The 16,495-nt window shown below is 52.5% G+C and carries 15 protein-coding genes; 3 read left to right on the top strand and 12 right to left on the bottom strand.

All coding sequences use genetic code 11. The features are described 5' to 3' along the window. Positions 1-55: 55 nt before the first annotated feature. The 4 genes from glgA to menD are packed head-to-tail and all read right to left on the bottom strand — an operon-like array spanning position 56 to position 4,943. Positions 56-1,555: a glycogen synthase GlgA gene (gene glgA, locus PMIT1303_RS03035; RefSeq protein WP_063397493.1), complete on the bottom strand. Its 1,500-nt coding sequence runs from the start codon at positions 1,553-1,555 to the stop codon at positions 56-58. Positions 1,556-1,614: 59 nt separating this feature from the next. Further along, positions 1,615-2,193 carry a L,D-transpeptidase gene (locus PMIT1303_RS03030; RefSeq protein ID WP_081215635.1) on the bottom strand — a complete coding sequence of 193 codons (579 nt, stop codon included), beginning with the start codon at positions 2,191-2,193 and terminating at the stop codon, positions 1,615-1,617. Between the two features lie 21 nt (positions 2,194-2,214). After that, positions 2,215-3,108 carry a 1,4-dihydroxy-2-naphthoyl-CoA synthase gene (menB, locus tag PMIT1303_RS03025; protein WP_063397454.1) on the bottom strand — a complete coding sequence of 298 codons (894 nt, stop codon included), beginning with the start codon at positions 3,106-3,108 and terminating at the stop codon, positions 2,215-2,217. Between the two features lie 5 nt (positions 3,109-3,113). Beyond that, on the bottom strand, positions 3,114-4,943 hold the full coding sequence (menD, locus tag PMIT1303_RS03020; RefSeq protein ID WP_369818698.1) for a 2-succinyl-5-enolpyruvyl-6-hydroxy-3-cyclohexene-1-carboxylic-acid synthase: 1,830 nt from the start codon (positions 4,941-4,943) through the stop codon (positions 3,114-3,116). A gap of 50 nt (positions 4,944-4,993) precedes the next feature. Between menD and lepB the strand changes: the two genes are divergently transcribed. Together lepB and PMIT1303_RS03010 are read left to right on the top strand one after the other, a co-directional pair. Beyond that, positions 4,994-5,614, top strand: coding sequence for a signal peptidase I (lepB, locus tag PMIT1303_RS03015; RefSeq protein WP_011826504.1), 621 nt, complete (start codon positions 4,994-4,996; stop codon positions 5,612-5,614). Between the two features lie 15 nt (positions 5,615-5,629). After that, complete coding sequence (locus tag PMIT1303_RS03010; protein ID WP_011826503.1) at positions 5,630-5,980, top strand: DUF760 domain-containing protein; 351 nt, start codon at positions 5,630-5,632, stop codon at positions 5,978-5,980. Here PMIT1303_RS03010 and PMIT1303_RS03005 read toward each other — a convergent pair. After that, a complete protein-coding gene (locus tag PMIT1303_RS03005; RefSeq protein ID WP_063397453.1) occupies positions 5,970-7,193 on the bottom strand; it encodes a DUF4336 domain-containing protein in 1,224 nt (407 codons plus the stop codon). The two genes, PMIT1303_RS03010 and PMIT1303_RS03005, sit on opposite strands and share 11 nt — an antisense overlap. A 982-nt stretch (positions 7,194-8,175) precedes the next feature. Then, complete coding sequence (locus tag PMIT1303_RS03000) at positions 8,176-8,478, bottom strand: hypothetical protein (protein WP_063397452.1); 303 nt, start codon at positions 8,476-8,478, stop codon at positions 8,176-8,178. 323 nt (positions 8,479-8,801) lie between these two features. Here PMIT1303_RS03000 and PMIT1303_RS02990 point away from each other — a divergent pair, with 323 nt between their 5' ends. Further along, positions 8,802-9,539: a prohibitin family protein gene (locus PMIT1303_RS02990; RefSeq protein WP_369818700.1), complete on the top strand. Its 738-nt coding sequence runs from the start codon at positions 8,802-8,804 to the stop codon at positions 9,537-9,539. A 579-nt stretch (positions 9,540-10,118) separates the two neighbouring features. On the opposite strand, the gene PMIT1303_RS02980 is transcribed toward PMIT1303_RS02990, so the two are convergent. From PMIT1303_RS02980 to PMIT1303_RS02955, 6 genes are all read right to left on the bottom strand, one after another. Beyond that, complete coding sequence (locus tag PMIT1303_RS02980; RefSeq protein WP_063397448.1) at positions 10,119-11,213, bottom strand: type III polyketide synthase; 1,095 nt, start codon at positions 11,211-11,213, stop codon at positions 10,119-10,121. After that, positions 11,204-12,361 (bottom strand): NAD(P)/FAD-dependent oxidoreductase, encoded by a 1,158-nt coding sequence (locus PMIT1303_RS02975; protein ID WP_063397447.1) that lies wholly within the window; start codon positions 12,359-12,361, stop codon positions 11,204-11,206. The genes PMIT1303_RS02980 and PMIT1303_RS02975 overlap by 10 nt, the downstream gene beginning before the upstream one ends. A gap of 1 nt (position 12,362) precedes the next feature. After that, the gene (locus tag PMIT1303_RS02970) at positions 12,363-13,082 is read right to left on the bottom strand and encodes a class I SAM-dependent methyltransferase (protein WP_063397446.1); all 720 of its coding nucleotides are present in this window, start codon (positions 13,080-13,082) and stop codon (positions 12,363-12,365) included. Between the two features lie 545 nt (positions 13,083-13,627). Further along, on the bottom strand, positions 13,628-14,497 hold the full coding sequence (locus PMIT1303_RS02965) for a metal ABC transporter permease (protein WP_063397445.1): 870 nt from the start codon (positions 14,495-14,497) through the stop codon (positions 13,628-13,630). Then, entirely contained in the window at positions 14,494-15,291 is a 798-nt protein-coding gene (locus PMIT1303_RS02960) for a metal ABC transporter ATP-binding protein (RefSeq protein ID WP_063397444.1), read from the bottom strand. The genes PMIT1303_RS02965 and PMIT1303_RS02960 overlap by 4 nt, the downstream gene beginning before the upstream one ends. Beyond that, positions 15,291-16,154 carry a metal ABC transporter substrate-binding protein gene (locus PMIT1303_RS02955; RefSeq protein ID WP_197459751.1) on the bottom strand — a complete coding sequence of 288 codons (864 nt, stop codon included), beginning with the start codon at positions 16,152-16,154 and terminating at the stop codon, positions 15,291-15,293. The genes PMIT1303_RS02960 and PMIT1303_RS02955 overlap by 1 nt, the downstream gene beginning before the upstream one ends. Positions 16,155-16,495 lie beyond the last annotated feature (341 nt).

Genomic DNA, 16,495 nt, shown 5'->3' with positions numbered 1-16,495 from the left:
CTGCAAAAGAGCCGCTAAATCTGCAAAACCAACAACCAAGTTTAAACCTCTTTTTTTAATCATTCCCCTTCTTCTTGCGTCTGGTTCTTTTTTTCGCATTGCTGTCCTGGTTCTGACGGGAAGGATCTGAACCCTGGCCGAGAGAAAATTGCTCCACAACCGCCGCATCAGGAGACGGCTCCTTAAAGCCACAGACATCCCGATACATCTGCTCATAGTCGAGAGCGGAGCGATCCCAGCTGTAGCTTTGAGTCATTCCACGTTGCTGCAACTCACGCCAGCAATCACGATGACGGAACGCCTCCCAAGACCTCACTAATGCTGTATAGAAGTCAACAGGCTCAAATCGATCGAAGCAGAATCCAGTACCGGTTTGATGAATAGGGTCGTAGGAAGGCACCGTGTCGACAAGACCACCCACTTTGCGCACCACCGGCACGCTGCCGTAGCGCATGGCCAACAGCTGACTAATGCCACAGGGTTCGAAGCGACTCGGCATCAGAAATGCGTCACTGCCGCCGTAGATCAAACGTGCTAGGTCATCGTCGTAAGTGAGGAAAACCGAGAAGCGGCCAGGGTTCTCAATTGCCAATTGCCACAGGCCGGATTCCAAACCACGCTCACCAGTGCCCAGCACGACGATCTGGGAATCTGTGTAAGCAAGCAATCGCTCTGTCACCTGCAGCAGAAGATCAACCCCTTTCTGATCCACCAACCGACTCACCATCCCCAGTAGATAGGTGTCTGGATTGACCTCAAGCCCCATGCGCTGTTGAAGGGCCTGCTTGTTCACAGCACGACCTGAAAGGTCATCGGCATTGAAAGTGGCTGGCAAAGACTTGTCATTGGCAGGGTCCCAATCCTGCAGGTCAATGCCATTGAGGATCCCACGCAGTTTTCCAGAGATGTAGTTCAACAAGCCATCAAGGCTCTCCCCGTATTCAGATGTACAAATCTCTCTGGCATAGGTGGGGGAGACGGCATTCACCCGATCGGCATAAAGCAAGGCTGCCGCCATGGTGTGATCCCCTTGCATGTACCAGGGGCACCAAGTCATCCGATCAAGTTTCCAGCGCCAGGGGCCCTGATATTTGAGGTTGTGAATGGTAAAGACCGTGCTGATTTCAGGGTCCTGATGCATCCACACAGGAATCATCCCGGTATGCCAGTCGTGGCAATGCAGCACTTGCGGTTTCCAAACGTTCCAGGCAAATTCCGTTGTCGCGCTTGCGAAAAACGTAAAACGCCAATCTTCGTCTTCTCCGCCGTAGATCCTTTCAGGATCAAACACTGGATGCCCCACCAGATAAAGGGGCAAACCATTGCTGGGATGACTTGTCTCATAGATGGCGAACTCGTTGCCCATGGTCTGACCCCGCCAAATCGGATCAGTAGGGATATCCAGCAAGCTCCAGAGCTTGCCGTAACCAGGCATGATCAGACGCACATCATGATCAAGCTTGGCCAGAGCTGGGGGCAATGAGCCCACCACATCACCCATTCCACCGACCTTGACCATCGGCGCGCATTCCGCAGCAGCAAATAGCACGCGCATTTTCAAGTCAGTCGAGAGCCGCGAGACTCTAAATGTGCATCAGCTCAATCAGATCACGATCATGGGAGAACCTTGAGCGGTGTGCCGATTTTGACCAGCCGATAGAGGGATTGGATGTCCTCTTCAAACAGCCGAACACAACCATGGGAAACGGCTCGGCCAACAGTCCAGCGGTGGGGCGTTCCATGGAAGCCAGAGGTGACGCAGCCATCAATGGTTAGCCAACGATCACCATCGTGAGCGTCTCTACCGTTGCAATCTCGATAGAAGCCGATCCAGCGACTACCAAGGGGATTATTCGGCCCAGATCCGATTCGCTTTCCGCTCTGGGGATGCTCCCAAATGGGATGGGGAGTCTTGCTTAAAACTTGAAACTCACCTGTCGGAGTCTCCCAGCCAGGCATGCCAACCGCCACTGAGAAGCTTTTAATTAAGGAGCCATCTTCCAAAACAAGCAGCCGACGGCTACGCCGATCCAAGACCAGATGCCGCCCCTCACGTTCAATCACAGCGACGGGGAAGCTGGCGACGATTTGGGGAAGAGAGTCCTGAACAGCTGCATGAATCAGGGAGGGCAGCAGCGGCAGTGGAAGCGGTAGCAAGAACTCCTTCCCCAAAGCAAACGATGCGTCAATCATGACGCTGCCTAGAGCGGCTGGTTAGGGAAGCCAGCCTGAGCCTGAAAAATCTGGACGTCGTTTTTGTAGAAAAGCATTTCGCCCCTCCTGGGCTTCATCCGTTCGATAGAACAGATGGGTGGCCTGGCCGGCTAGCTCCTGAAGTCCTGTCAAGCCATCGGTTTCAGCATTGAATGCGGCCTTCAGGCAGCGGATGGCTGTGGGGCTGTGTTGCAACACCTCTCTTGCCCAACGCACTCCCTCTGCTTCAAGACCATCAAGAGGAACTATCTCGTTGATTAACCCCATTTTCAGTGCTTCTTCAGCTCCGTATTGACGACAGAGAAACCAGATTTCACGAGCCTTACGTTGCCCCACGACTCGGGCTAGGTAACCAGCACCAAAGCCACCATCAAAGCTGCCCACCTTGGGACCGGTTTGCCCAAACACGGCATTCTCTGCCGCCAGACTGAGATCACATAACAAGTGCAGTACTTGGCCGCCGCCGATCGCATAGCCAGCGACAAGTGCAATCACAACCTTTGGCAAGCTGCGAATGATGCGCTGTAGGTCGAGAACATTGAGGCGCGGCAAACCTTCCTCATCGAGGTAGCCACCGTCGCCGCGCACACTTTGGTCACCACCTGCACAAAAGGCATAGCCGCCATCATCAGCAGGTCCAACACCGGTGAACAAAACCACGCCTAAACGTTGGTCGTCTCGAATTCGGGTAAACGCATCACAGAGTTCCATCACCGTGCGTGGCCGGAAAGCATTGCGCTTGGCCGGACGATCAATCGCAACCCTGGCAATGCCTTCTGAACTGCGATCGAGCAGGACGTCTTGATATTCACCCCATGGTTCCCATTCGATCGTGGGCTTGCCAGGCAAAACCTGTCTTGGCCTCATATCAAACCGATTGGAATCCATAGCCATCGGGATCAAAGATCAATGTGGCCATTTTGGGAAATCGACTGCAGATGCATCACCAATCCCTCGCGAAGCTGTTGCCTCATCGATGAATCTTGACCCCGATGTGTGCATACACGTATCAAAACAGGTCCAGTCTGGAAGAGCCCCCACTCCAAGGCTGCTGGTAGGTCTTCGAGACAGGCCACCTGACGGTGAGGAATGTTATGAGCCGCTGCAAGGGCAAGAGGATCAACCGCCTGAGGCATGGCAAACAGCTGCTCAAATGCTTCGCTCGGAGCTGTCTTCACAAGCAGCTGCTCAAAGATGCCTCCGCCACCATTGTCGATCAACACCACCACCAAAGGCGGGCGCTGGGGATGAGCAAGCAACCAGCCATTGCTGTCATGTAGGAGAGCTAGATCGCCGCTGACAAGCAAAGTGGGCCCAAGGGCCATCGCTAAACCCATGCTTAAAGAAAGGGTGCCGTCGATACCAGACGCGCCTCGAAAACTGAAGCATCGTCTCGAAAATAAGCTCTTGTCGGCATAAGCCAGCCAGTCCCTCACAGGACTACTCGCTGCCAACATGATTGGTAGCTCAGCTGGCAGAAGACGGGATAACCAGCGCGCCAGGGCTGGTTCTGTGATGGCACCCTGCAGGGGTAACTGCTGATCTAGCCAGTCCTGCGCAAAACGATCGATGATCTGCCATTTTTTCAGTAGAGACTGGGTTGCCTGTTGAGAGGCGGCATCAGCATTGATCCAGCGATGGTGATGGTGTTGCCACCAGGTCGTCAATCCATGACTCCATTGCACTGACAAACCAAGGGGATCGAGACAACGGGAGTCTCCCTCTGTAATTAGGAGCTGACCGTCACCAAAGCTTTTCAACCATGCCTCAAGGCTCCGACTGGCTGACATTGGTCCTAGACGCAGCACTTGAAGCTGCTCATGAGAGCCTAAAAGCCCAGCAGCCAAAAGCAGCTCCCAGGAGCGGATTAGACCAGGTTGGTCTGAAGGCAGAGCCGATAGTGGATCGGCCAGCACGGGCCAGCCACTCAAGGCCTGCCACTCCCGCAAGGATTGCTGAAAAGCAAAGAGGTCTTTACTTAGGCCTCGCCAAGCACCAGCTATCACAACGCCGGGTCGGAAAGGATCCAATGCAAAGGGAGCCCGATCGGTAACCCCATCAGTCCCCTCAGCTGCCATTGCCAGATTTGTTGGCGTGATCGGAGCTGAACGTGGAATCTTGGGAGACCACCCCTTCCAGATCACCCTCTGCTCTTCTTCACTGAGATGTAGAGGCTCCTCAAAAGGCAGATTGAGATGAACAACGGCTCCTGAGGGGTGATGAGCTCGTTGCCAGGCCTCCTCTGCGAATGATTCCAGCGTTTCTCTACTGAAAAGATGCAACCCCTCTCTTGGGCCCTGCCCAATCCATCGACAGGCAGGACTCAAGAAAGTCTCCTGATTCACCGTTTGATTGGCACCGCAATCTTTGAGTCGATAGGGACGGTCAGCAGTGAGCAGCAACAGGGGCTGACAGGATCGATCAGCCTCCACCGCTGCAGGCAAAAGGTTGGCTACAGCGGTGCCCGAAGTGGTTACTACAGCTGCTGCAGTGCCAGTAGCAGTGCTAAACCCCAAAGCCAAGAAAGCAGCAGAGCGCTCATCAATGGCAGTGCTAAGCCGCAAGAGATTGGTACGTGCCATTCCTCCTGCAGCAAGTGCAAGGGGCCCCGAGCGGCTGCCGGGACAAAGCACGAGATGGCGCAGCCCCAAGGCATGAAATGCCTCGAGCAAGCTCAGGCAAACCAACAGATTGTTGTGAGCAAGAGACAGAGCTTGAGCCTTAGCCAATGCGATTCTCGGTCAATACCGACCGGCGAGGGCCGGCTTAATCAGTTTCGATGACCCCGACACCATCTCCTCCTCGAAAAGAAGCAAGCGGTAGCTGGCGCAGCTTGCTGCTCTGGTTGGTTCTGGCCTTGTTGATGCGCTGGCAGGTGGTGGAGCCTCGCTGGATTCCCTCCGGTTCAATGCTGCCAACCCTTGAGTTGAAGGACCGCATTCTTGTTGAGAAGGTTCGCCCTCGACTTGCACGTCAACAAGAGCAGCCTTTGCCGCTGGGCAGCGTGGTGGTGTTTCACACGCCACCTGCACTATTGGATGCTGGCTACGACCCCAAAGCGGCCTTGATTAAACGCGTGGTGGGGCGTCCGGGCGATCAACTGGAAGTTCATCATGGTCAGCTCTTGCGCAACGAGATCGCCATCAAGGATGACTGCCGTGATGCACCAATGAACTACGAGATGGCGAAGGTGACCGTTCCTGAGCATGAACTCTGGGTGATGGGGGACAACCGCAATTCCAGTCTTGACTCTCATCTCTGGGGGCCATTACCAGAAGAAGCTGTGATCGGAACAGCTATTTGGAGGTACTGGCCACTCAATCGGTTCGGTCCAATACGGTTCCCCTCCCAAGGCAAGAGTGGATCTAACGACCTAGCTGCGATAGGGTCAACATCGTGACGAAAAGCACACCGGATGTTCAACCCGGAGTTCCTGACCACCGATAACAACGATTGCCAGGACGGTAATGGGCTAATTCAGTACCTTCAGGATCAATCCCCTGATGTATTGCAGCGCGTCGCCAAGTCCGCCAGCAATGATATCCAGGACATCATTCGCCACAATGTTCAGGGCCTGCTGGGCATGCTCCCAGGCGAGCAATTTGAAGTGAAGGTCACAGCCAGTCGAGATAATCTCGCCAGTTTGCTCGCATCAGCAATGATGACTGGATATTTCTTGCGCCAGATGGAGCAACGCAAGGAATTGGAAGAATCGTTGTTTTCAGATGAAGCGATGGCAGTCGACACAGACGATCTCAATCTCTGAAGGCTGCCTGAGGATCTTTCGGCACCACACCAAGGCTGAGCAGGCGTTGATCAACGCTGCCTAGAAAGCTCCAGCTGGCTTGATTGATAGCCCATGGGCGTCTGGAAATAGATTCACTTAAAGCTCGAACGTGATGAGGCTTGAAGGCCACGATGTCGCTGAAGTGAGCAGACACAAGCCAACGCATCCCTTTCAGGCGCCGCATCTCATCCAACCATTCCAACAAGACGTCCTTCGCTCTTGGAAATACGAGCCGTTCCAACACTGGCGCAACTTGTAGAAGCGGGCCGTTCTTTCCGAGACGCTCCTGAGCGGCAGCTTCCCAACCGGGCTGCCAAGCGAATGGAAACAGGCCGAAATGGGCTTTAGGGCTAAGTGTTCCGGGCCTGAAGGCATTGCGCAGCACTTCCAACAGGGGAGGTATCACAAGCGGCCCTGGCTTCAGATAGGTCGCGAACAACACCACACGGGCCCATCCTCGGCGGCGCGCTTGTGGAGAATCCTCAAGGGGTTGATCACCCCGATCACGGGCGTGGAATAACAGGGGTGTGGGGTCTAGATCAAACAGAGCTGGAGGCTCTGCCTCGATCCCTACTAGAGCATCTGTTACCAATACAGCGCCGGAAGCTCGGTGAAAACAAGCCACCTCTTCAAAACGGCCAAGCCCCAAATCCAGGGGGCCTAAAGGGAGCCAAGTACAACTGTCCGGATGGGGGAAGCCGTCCTCCTGCAACACCTTGGTGCGGCGCGCTGGAATGCCTAGCCAAGATGAAGGCAAGGAAATAGGGAAACTCCACTGACCAGGACAAACCCATACCTCTGCCTGTGGGAAGGCTCGTGCCATTGCCGGTAGAGACAGTTTGTGCTCTAGGCCAGACGCGGTGGGAAGCACAATCGTGACCACATTGCCATGGGTGGCCTCCAGATCAGCTAGAGCTCGACGCAACTCGGGAGTAGGAGGAAGGGGATTGAACAACATCAACCCACCTGGCACCTTCACCACGGTGAGCCTGACAGGCACAGCGACGTAATAGAGGCCTTGGAGTTGTTCAAAACTCCAGATCTGATTGGGTATTAGTTCCCGGACCAGGGTGCGGCGCTGACCATAGGGATAGAGAGGTAACAGCGGCCACCAAGGCCACTCTTGATCAAGCCAAGAGACAGTCTTATGTGCACTCACTTGCCCTGCAATAGCTTGATTCTCGGGAGCCATGTCCTCAGTTTGTGCAAGTGGTCAACATCTTGTGCAACTGGCTTTAGGGACAAGCTAGAGATAGAACAGGCGAGCAAGCCAATCTGTCCCTGGATGACGCCCAACTCCGGGATGCGTCGCAACAGCGCGAGGCTGAGGCAGCTTGCCAATTATCTCAGAGGAGTTCACTCTGAGCGGCATGGACTATCTCTGCGCAGCAAGACCAGGCCGAATGGCTAGGGTTTGATCTGTCTGCTCTTCAAGACAAGGCCAGAGGGTGGAGGCGATCAGAAGTGGCTCAACCTAGAAGCGGCTTAACAAGATCAAGATGTTGCAATCTCATCTGCCTGTTTATTCTTCAATATCGCTACTGATGGAAAGGCTCTTAACCCCGGCAAAGAGAACAGTGACAAATAGGCCGCAGCAGGTTAAGGAAAGCTTGTTAATCCAGAACAGACCAGCGCGTGATCATGGCCTTATGGGTTAGAGCAGAAGCTGAAACCTCGTATCCTTGCGCAGCCGCCGCCTAATCTTCGCGACGAGAAGACTAAAATAAAAGCTAATGCTTCTCCTCTTATCCATACATAAGCCTAGGTAAAAAAAACTAAAAATCATTCAAATAGTTTGGACAGAAAGAAGGGGCCGGTTGAGATACTGGAATGATTTAAAGATAAAGGATGAGAATAGTAACTATTGACTTATTTACTGCCCTCTTTCTTACTCGTAGGGATTAGCAACAGGAAGGTGCCAGAAATTACCATTAAGTTTATCATTAACTCTGTTACTTATGAGGTTGCTTTTGACGGCAGGTTATTGATCTAAGTATTGATTGATATGTGAAAATTGCAAAAGAAGATGACCTGAAATGCATGGTTAATATCGTTAACACTAAGGAAGATTCGTCCATGGATGTCTATTTCAAATCTGTAAACTCTAATCAAAGATAGAGATAAAATGAATTCAATCTAAATAGTATTGAACTTTTGGGGTTGACAGAGTTTACTCAGTATTTGAGATTCAAGAAGACACCAACTAAAATCAAAAGCACTGTAAGCAAAGTGCCCCATATGACAATCGGGCTAATGGAGGGATTGTTTCTTTTGCTGAGGGCATCGAAAATCTGGTCTTTAATCTCTTGGTCAGAGAGCTCGACTACAGCTTCTGTCGTGGACTCATTTGAGTCAATAAAGAGTGAAGCGACTTTAGCTGTTGAGACTATATCTGCACCTTCAGCAGTTAATTGACTTTGCAGCAAGGGCTCTGATTTGAGCTTGGCAAGAAAAACTTTGAGCTGTGCTGCTTGCATCGCAATCTTACTGTTATTAATTACTCTATCAAGATCATGTGCAATATCAACCTTTCGTAACTAACCATAATTATAAAAACGCTGCCAATGAACGATGATGAAAAGACTGCAAGGTTTTGACAAAACAAGTGAACTCTCTTGATTGTCTTGCTATGCATTGACCACTTATTAACTCTTGTATCCCAATTCAATTGAACCTTTTGGATTGCCATGGTTTTCCCTCATGTTGATTGATAAACGCCTATGCTTGCTTCTGCTGCAAAGTAGATTCAATGCGTTCACCAATCAACAACATTTCATCAGTCCGAGCAGGCGTTGCTCCTATGGTGATGATTGTAGGAGGCTCAATTGCAGCGATTGTTGGTGTTTCAGCAATATTCGTCGTGCCGGCTGGTGAAGTAGGAGTTGTAACGACTCTTGGAAAGGTTAGTGAAAATCCACGTCTGCCTGGCTTAAACCTAAAGATACCCTTCGCTCAATCAGTTCATTTCTTCAACATAAGAACACAAGTACGTCCAGAAAACTTCTCCAGTTTAACTAAAGATCTGCAAGTTATAGAAGCGACTGCAACCATTAAGTATGCTGTGAAGCAGTCCGAAGCGCCAAGGATTTACAGTACCATCGCAACAGGTAATGCTGAGATTTATGAACGGATCATTCAGCCCTCATTGCTCAAGGCTCTTAAGTCTGTGTTTTCAAAATATGAACTCGTAACCATTGCAACTGATTGGAATAATATCTCTCAGATTGTAGAAACCAATGCATCGGCTGAATTGGCAAAGTTTGACTATGTTGCGGTCAAAGGTCTCGATCTGACTGGGTTGAAAATAGCAGAAGAATATCGTTCCGCAATTGAACAGAAGCAAATAGCCGAACAGCAATTATTAAAGGCGCAAACAGAAGTGAAGATCGCAGGGCAAGAAGCAATCAAGTTTGAAACTCTTAATAGAGGTCTCAATGACAGGGTGCTTTATAAGCTATTTCTTGACAAATGGGATGGCAAAACTCAGGTTGTGCCAGGTTTGAATGGTCGGATGCCTCCAGTCATCGTCGGCCAGTGATAATTTCTTTATATTTATTTGTTGATGATAGTCTGAACTTGTAGGTGCAATTAAAGGCCTAAGCAGGAGTATTCATATTAAGAATAGTTAGCCTTCCTTGACTGCCGCTCTTGCCTGCACTTGATTTCTTTATGGTTAATCTTTAGAAACTGGTTGATTGTGAATGAAAGCAATTTGAATCGGCTGTATTGTTTCCGAACAGGTCGAAAATTTAAGATTTATTCCCAGTCGAACTCCACTACTCAAGCAATATTTGATTAGCTTTTTTCTTGATGTTGAAGTTATTGAGAGGCTTTGTCAACCATGATTCATGATTCAATTTCCTTCTAGCCTTTGACTTAGGCTGAAAACCTAAAACACTTCGCGAGCTTGCCCTGTTTATTTGCTCGGTGCCAATTGCAGTACTTGTTATGTCTTAGTTGCAGCAGATCTTGATCACCTTCAAGATGTGCATTCTCTTGGCTTTTTAGAACCAACTCGATCTACATGCAGTGTTTGCTCCTTCTTCCATCTTGCGCACAATGGATCCTCGATGAAAGAAGAACTGAGTAGCTCTGAATTCTGACTCGAAGTGCGAATTCAGTTTTTGTTGCAAAGATCGAACAACGCGACTTCGGCACAAAGACCGGGACCAAAGGCGAGTGCCAGGCAAGGTCCGCTGCAAGCCTTATGACGCATGCGTTCAAGAATGAAAAGAACGGTGGCCGAAGACATGTTGCCGTGAGCTTCAAGGACGGACCGGGATTCAGCCAGGTGCTCATGCTTGAGGGCCAAGGCGTCTGCGCAGGCCTGCAGGATCCTCGGCCCCCCCGGGTGGAGGGCCCAGCTGCGGATTTCAGTCAGATCAGATCCATGGTCCCTCAACCAACTGCTCAGCCAAGGTTGCAAAGCACCAGCTATCGCCTCTGGCACCTGTGGTGATAAACCCATAGCGAAGCCATGATCTCCGACCTGCCAATGCATCAGACTGCTGGTGTTTGGAATCACGGTGGAGCCAGAAGCCTTCAGTGTCAGGGATTCCTTCGATTGCGCCAAAGCTTGAGAAGCCACCAAAGCTGCGGCTCCATCAGCGAACAGGGCGTTGGCTACCACCTTCTCAGGGTCCCAGCCGTAATGAAGATGGAGACTGCACAGTTCGACAGAACACAGCAGCACGACAGCGTTGGCATCAGCCTCAGCGAACGCCCGCGCCACACGTAGACCGTTCAAGGCACCGTGACAGCCCATGAATCCCACATGGGTCCTCTGAACACCGGGGTCAAGTTCAAGTTGGTCGATCAGAGCAAGGTCAACACCCGGAGCCTTGAATCCGGTACAGCAAACGGTCACAAGATGAGTGATCACATCAGCTGCTAGCTCGGCCTCCTCGAGGGCAAGACGGCATGCATTGATTGCTAGCGCTGAAGCATGGTGATCAAACTCGTTCATCCTTGCGGCAGTCGTGGGGCTTTTGGCCCCGTAGAAGGGCAAACGCTGGCTGATCGGCTCACTCGAGTCGTCTCCCAGCAGAACGCTGCCCCTGTTCTGAACCTGAGTTCGTCGCTGAATCCGGCGGACCAGTGCCGCTCGTTCGGGACTGTCGGCACTGACAAACTCTGCAAGCGCCATGGAATCGCTCTGATTGACTTGTTGTTCGGGCACTGCAGTTCCCATGCCGCGAATGGTCAGAGGCATTGCTGACTTCCAGCGGAGGGGAGGGTCACATGATTCAGGCTGGCAACAATCCGTTCAGACAGTGCCGGCCAGCGGCTGCTCAGTTCAAACAATGCCTTTGTCGGTTTTGGCTGCCTCAGCACCATGGCCAGAGTGCGACAGATTCGCTGGCGACGACCGATCCGCAGCTTCAGCTCTCTCGTCCAGCGTTTCTCCAGATCATGGCTCCAGCGCAGGAGGCCTTCCTGAACGAATGGTGCCACCACGGCACCTGCAGTGAGGGCCCAGGCAATTCCTTCTCCTGTAAATGGCTCCACATAACCTGCTGCGTCACCCATCACCAGAAAGCGCTCTCCGGCAACAACCTCAGCGCCGCGACTAAGAGCTGGCGTCAGCTGCCATCGCCCCTGTCTCAGAGCAGCAGGTGGTGGGAAACCAGCCTGCATAAGCACATCATGGGCCGCTCCGGCCGATCCTTGCCCATGGGCTAGCGCCTGCCGGTCGAAAGCGGCTGCCAGATTGAGTAAACCGTCCTCTCGGCGCACCAGACCCACATAACCACGTTCGCCGATTGCCATGTGAATGGCGCCGGCGGTGTAGTGCTTCTCATCATCAACAAGAACACAACCGGCTCCAACCCTGGAATGACTACGGATCCTGGTGATGCCAGCATCCTGCTCGGGTAAGCAACGCTGGGCAAGCCCAGCTGCGACAAGCACGACACGTGCCCTGACGTGGTTCTGCTGACCGCTGCGCTGATCCTTCAGCCGCACAATCCGCCAGCCTGGCTGGACTTCTTCGACCCCGGCGCTCATTTGACAGCGAACGGAAGCTCCAGCTTCAACGACCGCATCCATCAGTGCCTGGTCGAACCGTTCCCTGGAGAGAGCAAAACCATCGGGAATGGCTAGAGATGTTTGACGCCCATTCAGGCCGAGGCGAAGAGTTTGCAGTCTTACGCCGCCGCGATCAACGATTAGATCGTTCTGTCCCAGAGAGGCGAGAGTCGCCTGAGCCTGTTTGTTAAAGCAGCAACCACACACTTTCCAGCGGGGGAAAGCGCGTTTTTCCACCAGTAACACCCTTAATCCTCGCCTTGCGCAATCCAGGGCGGCTAGCCCCCCTGCAGGACCGGCCCCAACTACAAGTACATCCCACGACTCCTGCATCTCAATGACGCACCCAGCTGAGCAGGTAACGCTCAGGCCAGCAGCGCTTCAGTTGAACACCCTCTAAACCTGCGCGTTGGGCTAAAGCCATGATTTCCGCAGGACGGAAAGCGGCACGAACCGAAAGGGGGCCATCGGTATGGACCACCCAGGAGCGACTCAGAAGACGCGTTCCAGCCCAGGCCATCACGTAGCCCAGACGACTGCGGATCAGATCATTAACCAACACAAGCCTGCGGGCCCTTGTTGCCATTCTGGCGAGAAGCCGTTCCACGTCGCTGTCGTCTAAGTGATGGGTGAACAGGGTGCAGAACACCACATCGAACAAGTCATCATCAACGTTCTCAGAGAGTGCGTCGGCAGAGAAGAATGTCAATTTGGCATTCCGTTTCCGTGCATTGGCACGGGCAATACGTACGGCCTCTGGGTTGAAATCACAGGCTTGAATCTCCAGCTTCAGGCCCTGGCGCTGTGCCATCAGAGCAAGATCGATCGCTGTGTCTCCACCTCCGCAGGCGAGCTCGAGCACCCGTAGGGGAGTCTCGGGCTGAGGGATGGCTAGAGCCTGGATGGATTGGAATAGACCTGCAGAACAGCGGCTGATGGCATTGATGCGACGCAAGCCGTTTAAGGCCCTGGCATGTTCAGTGGGATCGAGCCCTGGCTGATCCATGACTTCCGGTTGACGATCACGCCGGTTGAGAGCCTCACCCCAGGGCATCGGGCACGAACGTGGTGTTCCCTCAACTTAGGCAGAAGGCTGGTGCGGAAATCGTCAGATCATCTTTAATCTCGCTCGAACCGTAGATGCAGGCAATGCGCCCGAACACCTAACCGGCCAAGGCCCCAAAAATCCTCTCAACAACAAGCTGCCGAACATTGTCAGAGAGCACAGCAGAGGACTCATTGCTCAGGTAGACGACGTGTCATTGCAGGAAACATGGCCCCTTGCACAAATCTCTAGGCACATCACAGGGATAAGGCCTGCAAACAAATTGCAACCACAGCTGCAAAGCAGCAGCAGCGGCAATCAAAGCCACTCTTGATCAAGTCAAGTGATTGCTGGAACTTGAGTCTCAGGCGTTATCAGTGGATTCTCTGTTGAAAGTGCAGATCATGAACAGAACGTGCCTGCTCAATTTAAATCTGAAAAGAGATTAGGCATTGAGCAATTGGTGTTCCTCAAACCACATTGAGCGGAGCCGAATTGAAGAGGCCCATAAAAACCACATCCTCTCTGGTCAGAGTTGCGCTGTTCGGCCATGCCTATGGAGCAAGTGAACGCTGAACTTTCAAAATGCCGTATCGAGGGGAGAATAAGAAAGTCAGCAGGAAAAGAACGGTCTGCACCAGCACAATGCAGCCTGCGGTGGAACTATCGCTCCAATAGCTGATGTAGACACCTAGAACACTTGAAAGGGCACTGCTGAGGATTGCGAGCAAAGTCATCCGATCAAAGCGGTCTGTGAGTAGATAGGCCGTAGCACCAGGAGTTATTAACATCGCAACCACCAGAATGATGCCTACGGTCTGTAGACCAGCAACGGCAGCAAGTGATAACACCGATAACAGCAAATAATGCAGTAGCCCTGTATTGATGCCGATCGAACGTGCATGGGTTGGATCAAAGCAGAACAACATAAAATCCCTGCGAAGAACCAATAGAATTGCCACCACAATTCCAGAAATCAAAAGTGTTTGCTGGATATCAGCCATTGAGATTCCCAGTACATTGCCAAAAAGAATATGGGTGAGGTCGATGTTGCTTCTGGTTTTGGATACCAGTACCAAACCGAGCGCAAAAAAGCCTGTAAAGACAAGGCCAATCACAGTGTCTTCCTTGACCCGTGACTTCTGTTTTACAAAGCCAATCAAAGCCACCGACCCCACGCCAAAGACAAAGGCCCCTATCGAGAACGGCAACCCCAGGGCATAGGCCACAACCACTCCGGGCATCACGGCATGGGAGACCGCATCGCCCATCAACGCCCAGCCCTTGAGGGTCATGTAGCAGGAGAGCAGTCCACATACCCCTCCAACAAGAGCACTCACCACCAAGGCACGCACCATGAACTCATGACTAAGGGGTTCCAATAACCAAGACAGTGTTGTCGCTGTTGCCAGAAGCTCTGTCATTGCTTGAAGTCTTCCGTGGAGGTCGGACCACCGCTCAGGACGTTCGGAACCATGCCGCCGAATGTCATGGCGAGGTTCTCTGGAGTAAAGACCTCTGCCGTTTCGCCATAGGCCAACACGGTCTTGTTGATGAGTACCACCAGATCGCAGAACTCACGTACATGACTGAGGTCATGGGTGGAGATCAAGATGGTGTGACCCTCATGACGAAACTGAAGGAACAGCTCCGCCATGAGCTTTTCGGTTCTTACATCAACACCGTTAAATGGCTCATCCAGTAGGAGTACCGAGGCGCGCTGGGCAATTGCGCGGGCCAGGAATGCCCGCTTGCGTTGGCCGCCGGAGAGGGCCCCAATGGGGCGATGTCTCAAGTCGAGGAGCTCCACCCGTTCGAGGGCATGCCAAACCGCCAATCGATCTGATTCCCTAGGGATGCGGAAGAGATTCATGGAGCCATAGCGACCCATCATCACCACTTCCCAGACGCTTATTGGGAACGAGCAGTCGATTTCCTCGCTCTGAGGGACGTAGGCAACAGCCTGATCGCGCTGGGCACGGGGAACTGATAGCCCATTGATTTGGATCGTTCCTCGTGATGGTCTTACAAAACCCATCAGGGCCTTGAAAAGGGTTGACTTGCCAGAACCATTCATTCCAACTAGCCCGCAGATGCAGCCAGCCCGCAAATGCAGGCTGGCGTCATAAAGCGCCACGACGCCGTTGTAATCCACGCAAATTTGATCGGCCTCAATGCGCAGGCGATCGCCGAAAGGAATTGAACGACACTGATCCATTATTTTTCGCGATTGGCTGGTACCAATTCATCCAGAATCAGACCGACGTTATGTCGTTGAAGATCGAGCAAGGTCGAGGCCGGCCCATCGGCTTGCGAAAGAGAGTCAACAAAGAATGTACCGCCAAACCGAGCGCCGCTAGCCCGTGCGACCTCACGCTGAGCCTTGTTGCTGACAGTGCTTTCACAGAAGATCGCTGGCACTTCACGCAGCTTGACGGTCTCGATGAGTTTGGCCATACGTTGAGGTGTGACCTGACTCTCGGCATTGACAGGCCAAAGGTAAGCCTCCTCCATGCCGTAATCCTTTGCCAAGTAGGTGAAGGCTCCCTCACAGGTGACCAGTAAACGACGTTTGGCTGGAATCGTTGCCAGAGATGTCCTTAGTTCATCATCAAGTTTTTGGAGCTGGTCTTTGTAGCGACGACCATTAATGGCAAAGGTCTTGGCACCTTCTGGATCAAGCCTGCTAAAGGCTTTCACCAGTTGATCGACGTATTGCATCGCCCGTTGCGGAGACATCCAGGCATGAGGATTGGGCTTGCCTGCGTAGGCATCCCCCTCAATTAACAGTGGCTCCATACCCTCACTAAGAGTCAGCGTTGAGACCTTGCCAGCAGCGGCAGTGAACTTGCGCGCCCAGAGTTCCAGCCCAAAGCCATTTTCGACAATCAAATCCGCACCAACAGCTTGGGCCAGGTCACTTGGCGTGGGCTGATAACCATGAATTTCAGCGCCCTGCTTGACGATGGAGCGCACCTGTAAACGGTCGCCGGCAACATTGCGTGCCATGTCTGCTAGCACCGTGAAGGTGGTGAGCACAAGAGGTTTGCCTGAGTCTTGGGCCTGGGACTGGATCGCCATCCTGGTTGGTGGTGTGCAGGCACCTAGAAGTGCAAGGCAGCTGAAGGCAAGTAGAAAGCGGACGGCTTGACGCCCAGAGATCAATTGAGACACGTGATAGGTCCGTTCGCGCCAAAGGACTCTCAGGGGTTATTTCATGTTCCCTGAAGCTCCTAATTATGGAATCCTGCTGAGCCCAAAAAGAGGCTTTTCAGAGAAGTTGCGATTTAGCAACAAAAAACCCCCTCTTTAGAGGGGGTTGTGAGGTTCAGCTGCTGCCAAACCTTGTATTGGGGCTGATCAGATCAGCCAATCGCAGGAGCAATCAGAGCCACAGGTGTGGACTCAGCAGCTGCCAGGTC

The organism is Prochlorococcus sp. MIT 1303 (assembly GCF_001631965.1).
Classification (GTDB): Bacteria; Cyanobacteriota; Cyanobacteriia; order PCC-6307; family Cyanobiaceae; genus Prochlorococcus; species Prochlorococcus marinus_D.
The sequence above is the reverse complement of the archived record's forward strand: the minus strand, read 5'-3'. Positions and strand labels throughout refer to the sequence as shown.

What these genes read in the sequence shown, in the direction of transcription:
- glgA (WP_063397493.1), bottom strand. Translation starts at nt 1,555, where the DNA reads ATGCGCGTGCTATTTGCTGCTGCGGAATGCGCGCCGATGGTCAAGGTC.
- PMIT1303_RS03030 (WP_081215635.1), bottom strand. Translation starts at nt 2,193, where the DNA reads ATGATTGACGCATCGTTTGCTTTGGGGAAGGAGTTCTTGCTACCGCTT.
- menB (WP_063397454.1), bottom strand. Translation starts at nt 3,108, where the DNA reads ATGGCTATGGATTCCAATCGGTTTGATATGAGGCCAAGACAGGTTTTG.
- lepB (WP_011826504.1), top strand. Translation starts at nt 4,994, where the DNA reads ATGACCCCGACACCATCTCCTCCTCGAAAAGAAGCAAGCGGTAGCTGG.
- PMIT1303_RS03010 (WP_011826503.1), top strand. Translation starts at nt 5,630, where the DNA reads ATGTTCAACCCGGAGTTCCTGACCACCGATAACAACGATTGCCAGGAC.
- PMIT1303_RS03005 (WP_063397453.1), bottom strand. Translation starts at nt 7,193, where the DNA reads ATGGCTCCCGAGAATCAAGCTATTGCAGGGCAAGTGAGTGCACATAAG.
- PMIT1303_RS03000 (WP_063397452.1), bottom strand. Translation starts at nt 8,478, where the DNA reads ATGCAAGCAGCACAGCTCAAAGTTTTTCTTGCCAAGCTCAAATCAGAG.
- PMIT1303_RS02990 (WP_369818700.1), top strand. Translation starts at nt 8,802, where the DNA reads ATGGTGATGATTGTAGGAGGCTCAATTGCAGCGATTGTTGGTGTTTCA.
- PMIT1303_RS02980 (WP_063397448.1), bottom strand. Translation starts at nt 11,213, where the DNA reads ATGCCTCTGACCATTCGCGGCATGGGAACTGCAGTGCCCGAACAACAA.
- PMIT1303_RS02975 (WP_063397447.1), bottom strand. Translation starts at nt 12,361, where the DNA reads ATGCAGGAGTCGTGGGATGTACTTGTAGTTGGGGCCGGTCCTGCAGGG.
- PMIT1303_RS02970 (WP_063397446.1), bottom strand. Translation starts at nt 13,082, where the DNA reads ATGCCCTGGGGTGAGGCTCTCAACCGGCGTGATCGTCAACCGGAAGTC.
- PMIT1303_RS02965 (WP_063397445.1), bottom strand. Translation starts at nt 14,497, where the DNA reads ATGACAGAGCTTCTGGCAACAGCGACAACACTGTCTTGGTTATTGGAA.
- PMIT1303_RS02960 (WP_063397444.1), bottom strand. Translation starts at nt 15,291, where the DNA reads ATGGATCAGTGTCGTTCAATTCCTTTCGGCGATCGCCTGCGCATTGAG.
- PMIT1303_RS02955 (WP_197459751.1), bottom strand. Translation starts at nt 16,154, where the DNA reads ATGGCGATCCAGTCCCAGGCCCAAGACTCAGGCAAACCTCTTGTGCTC.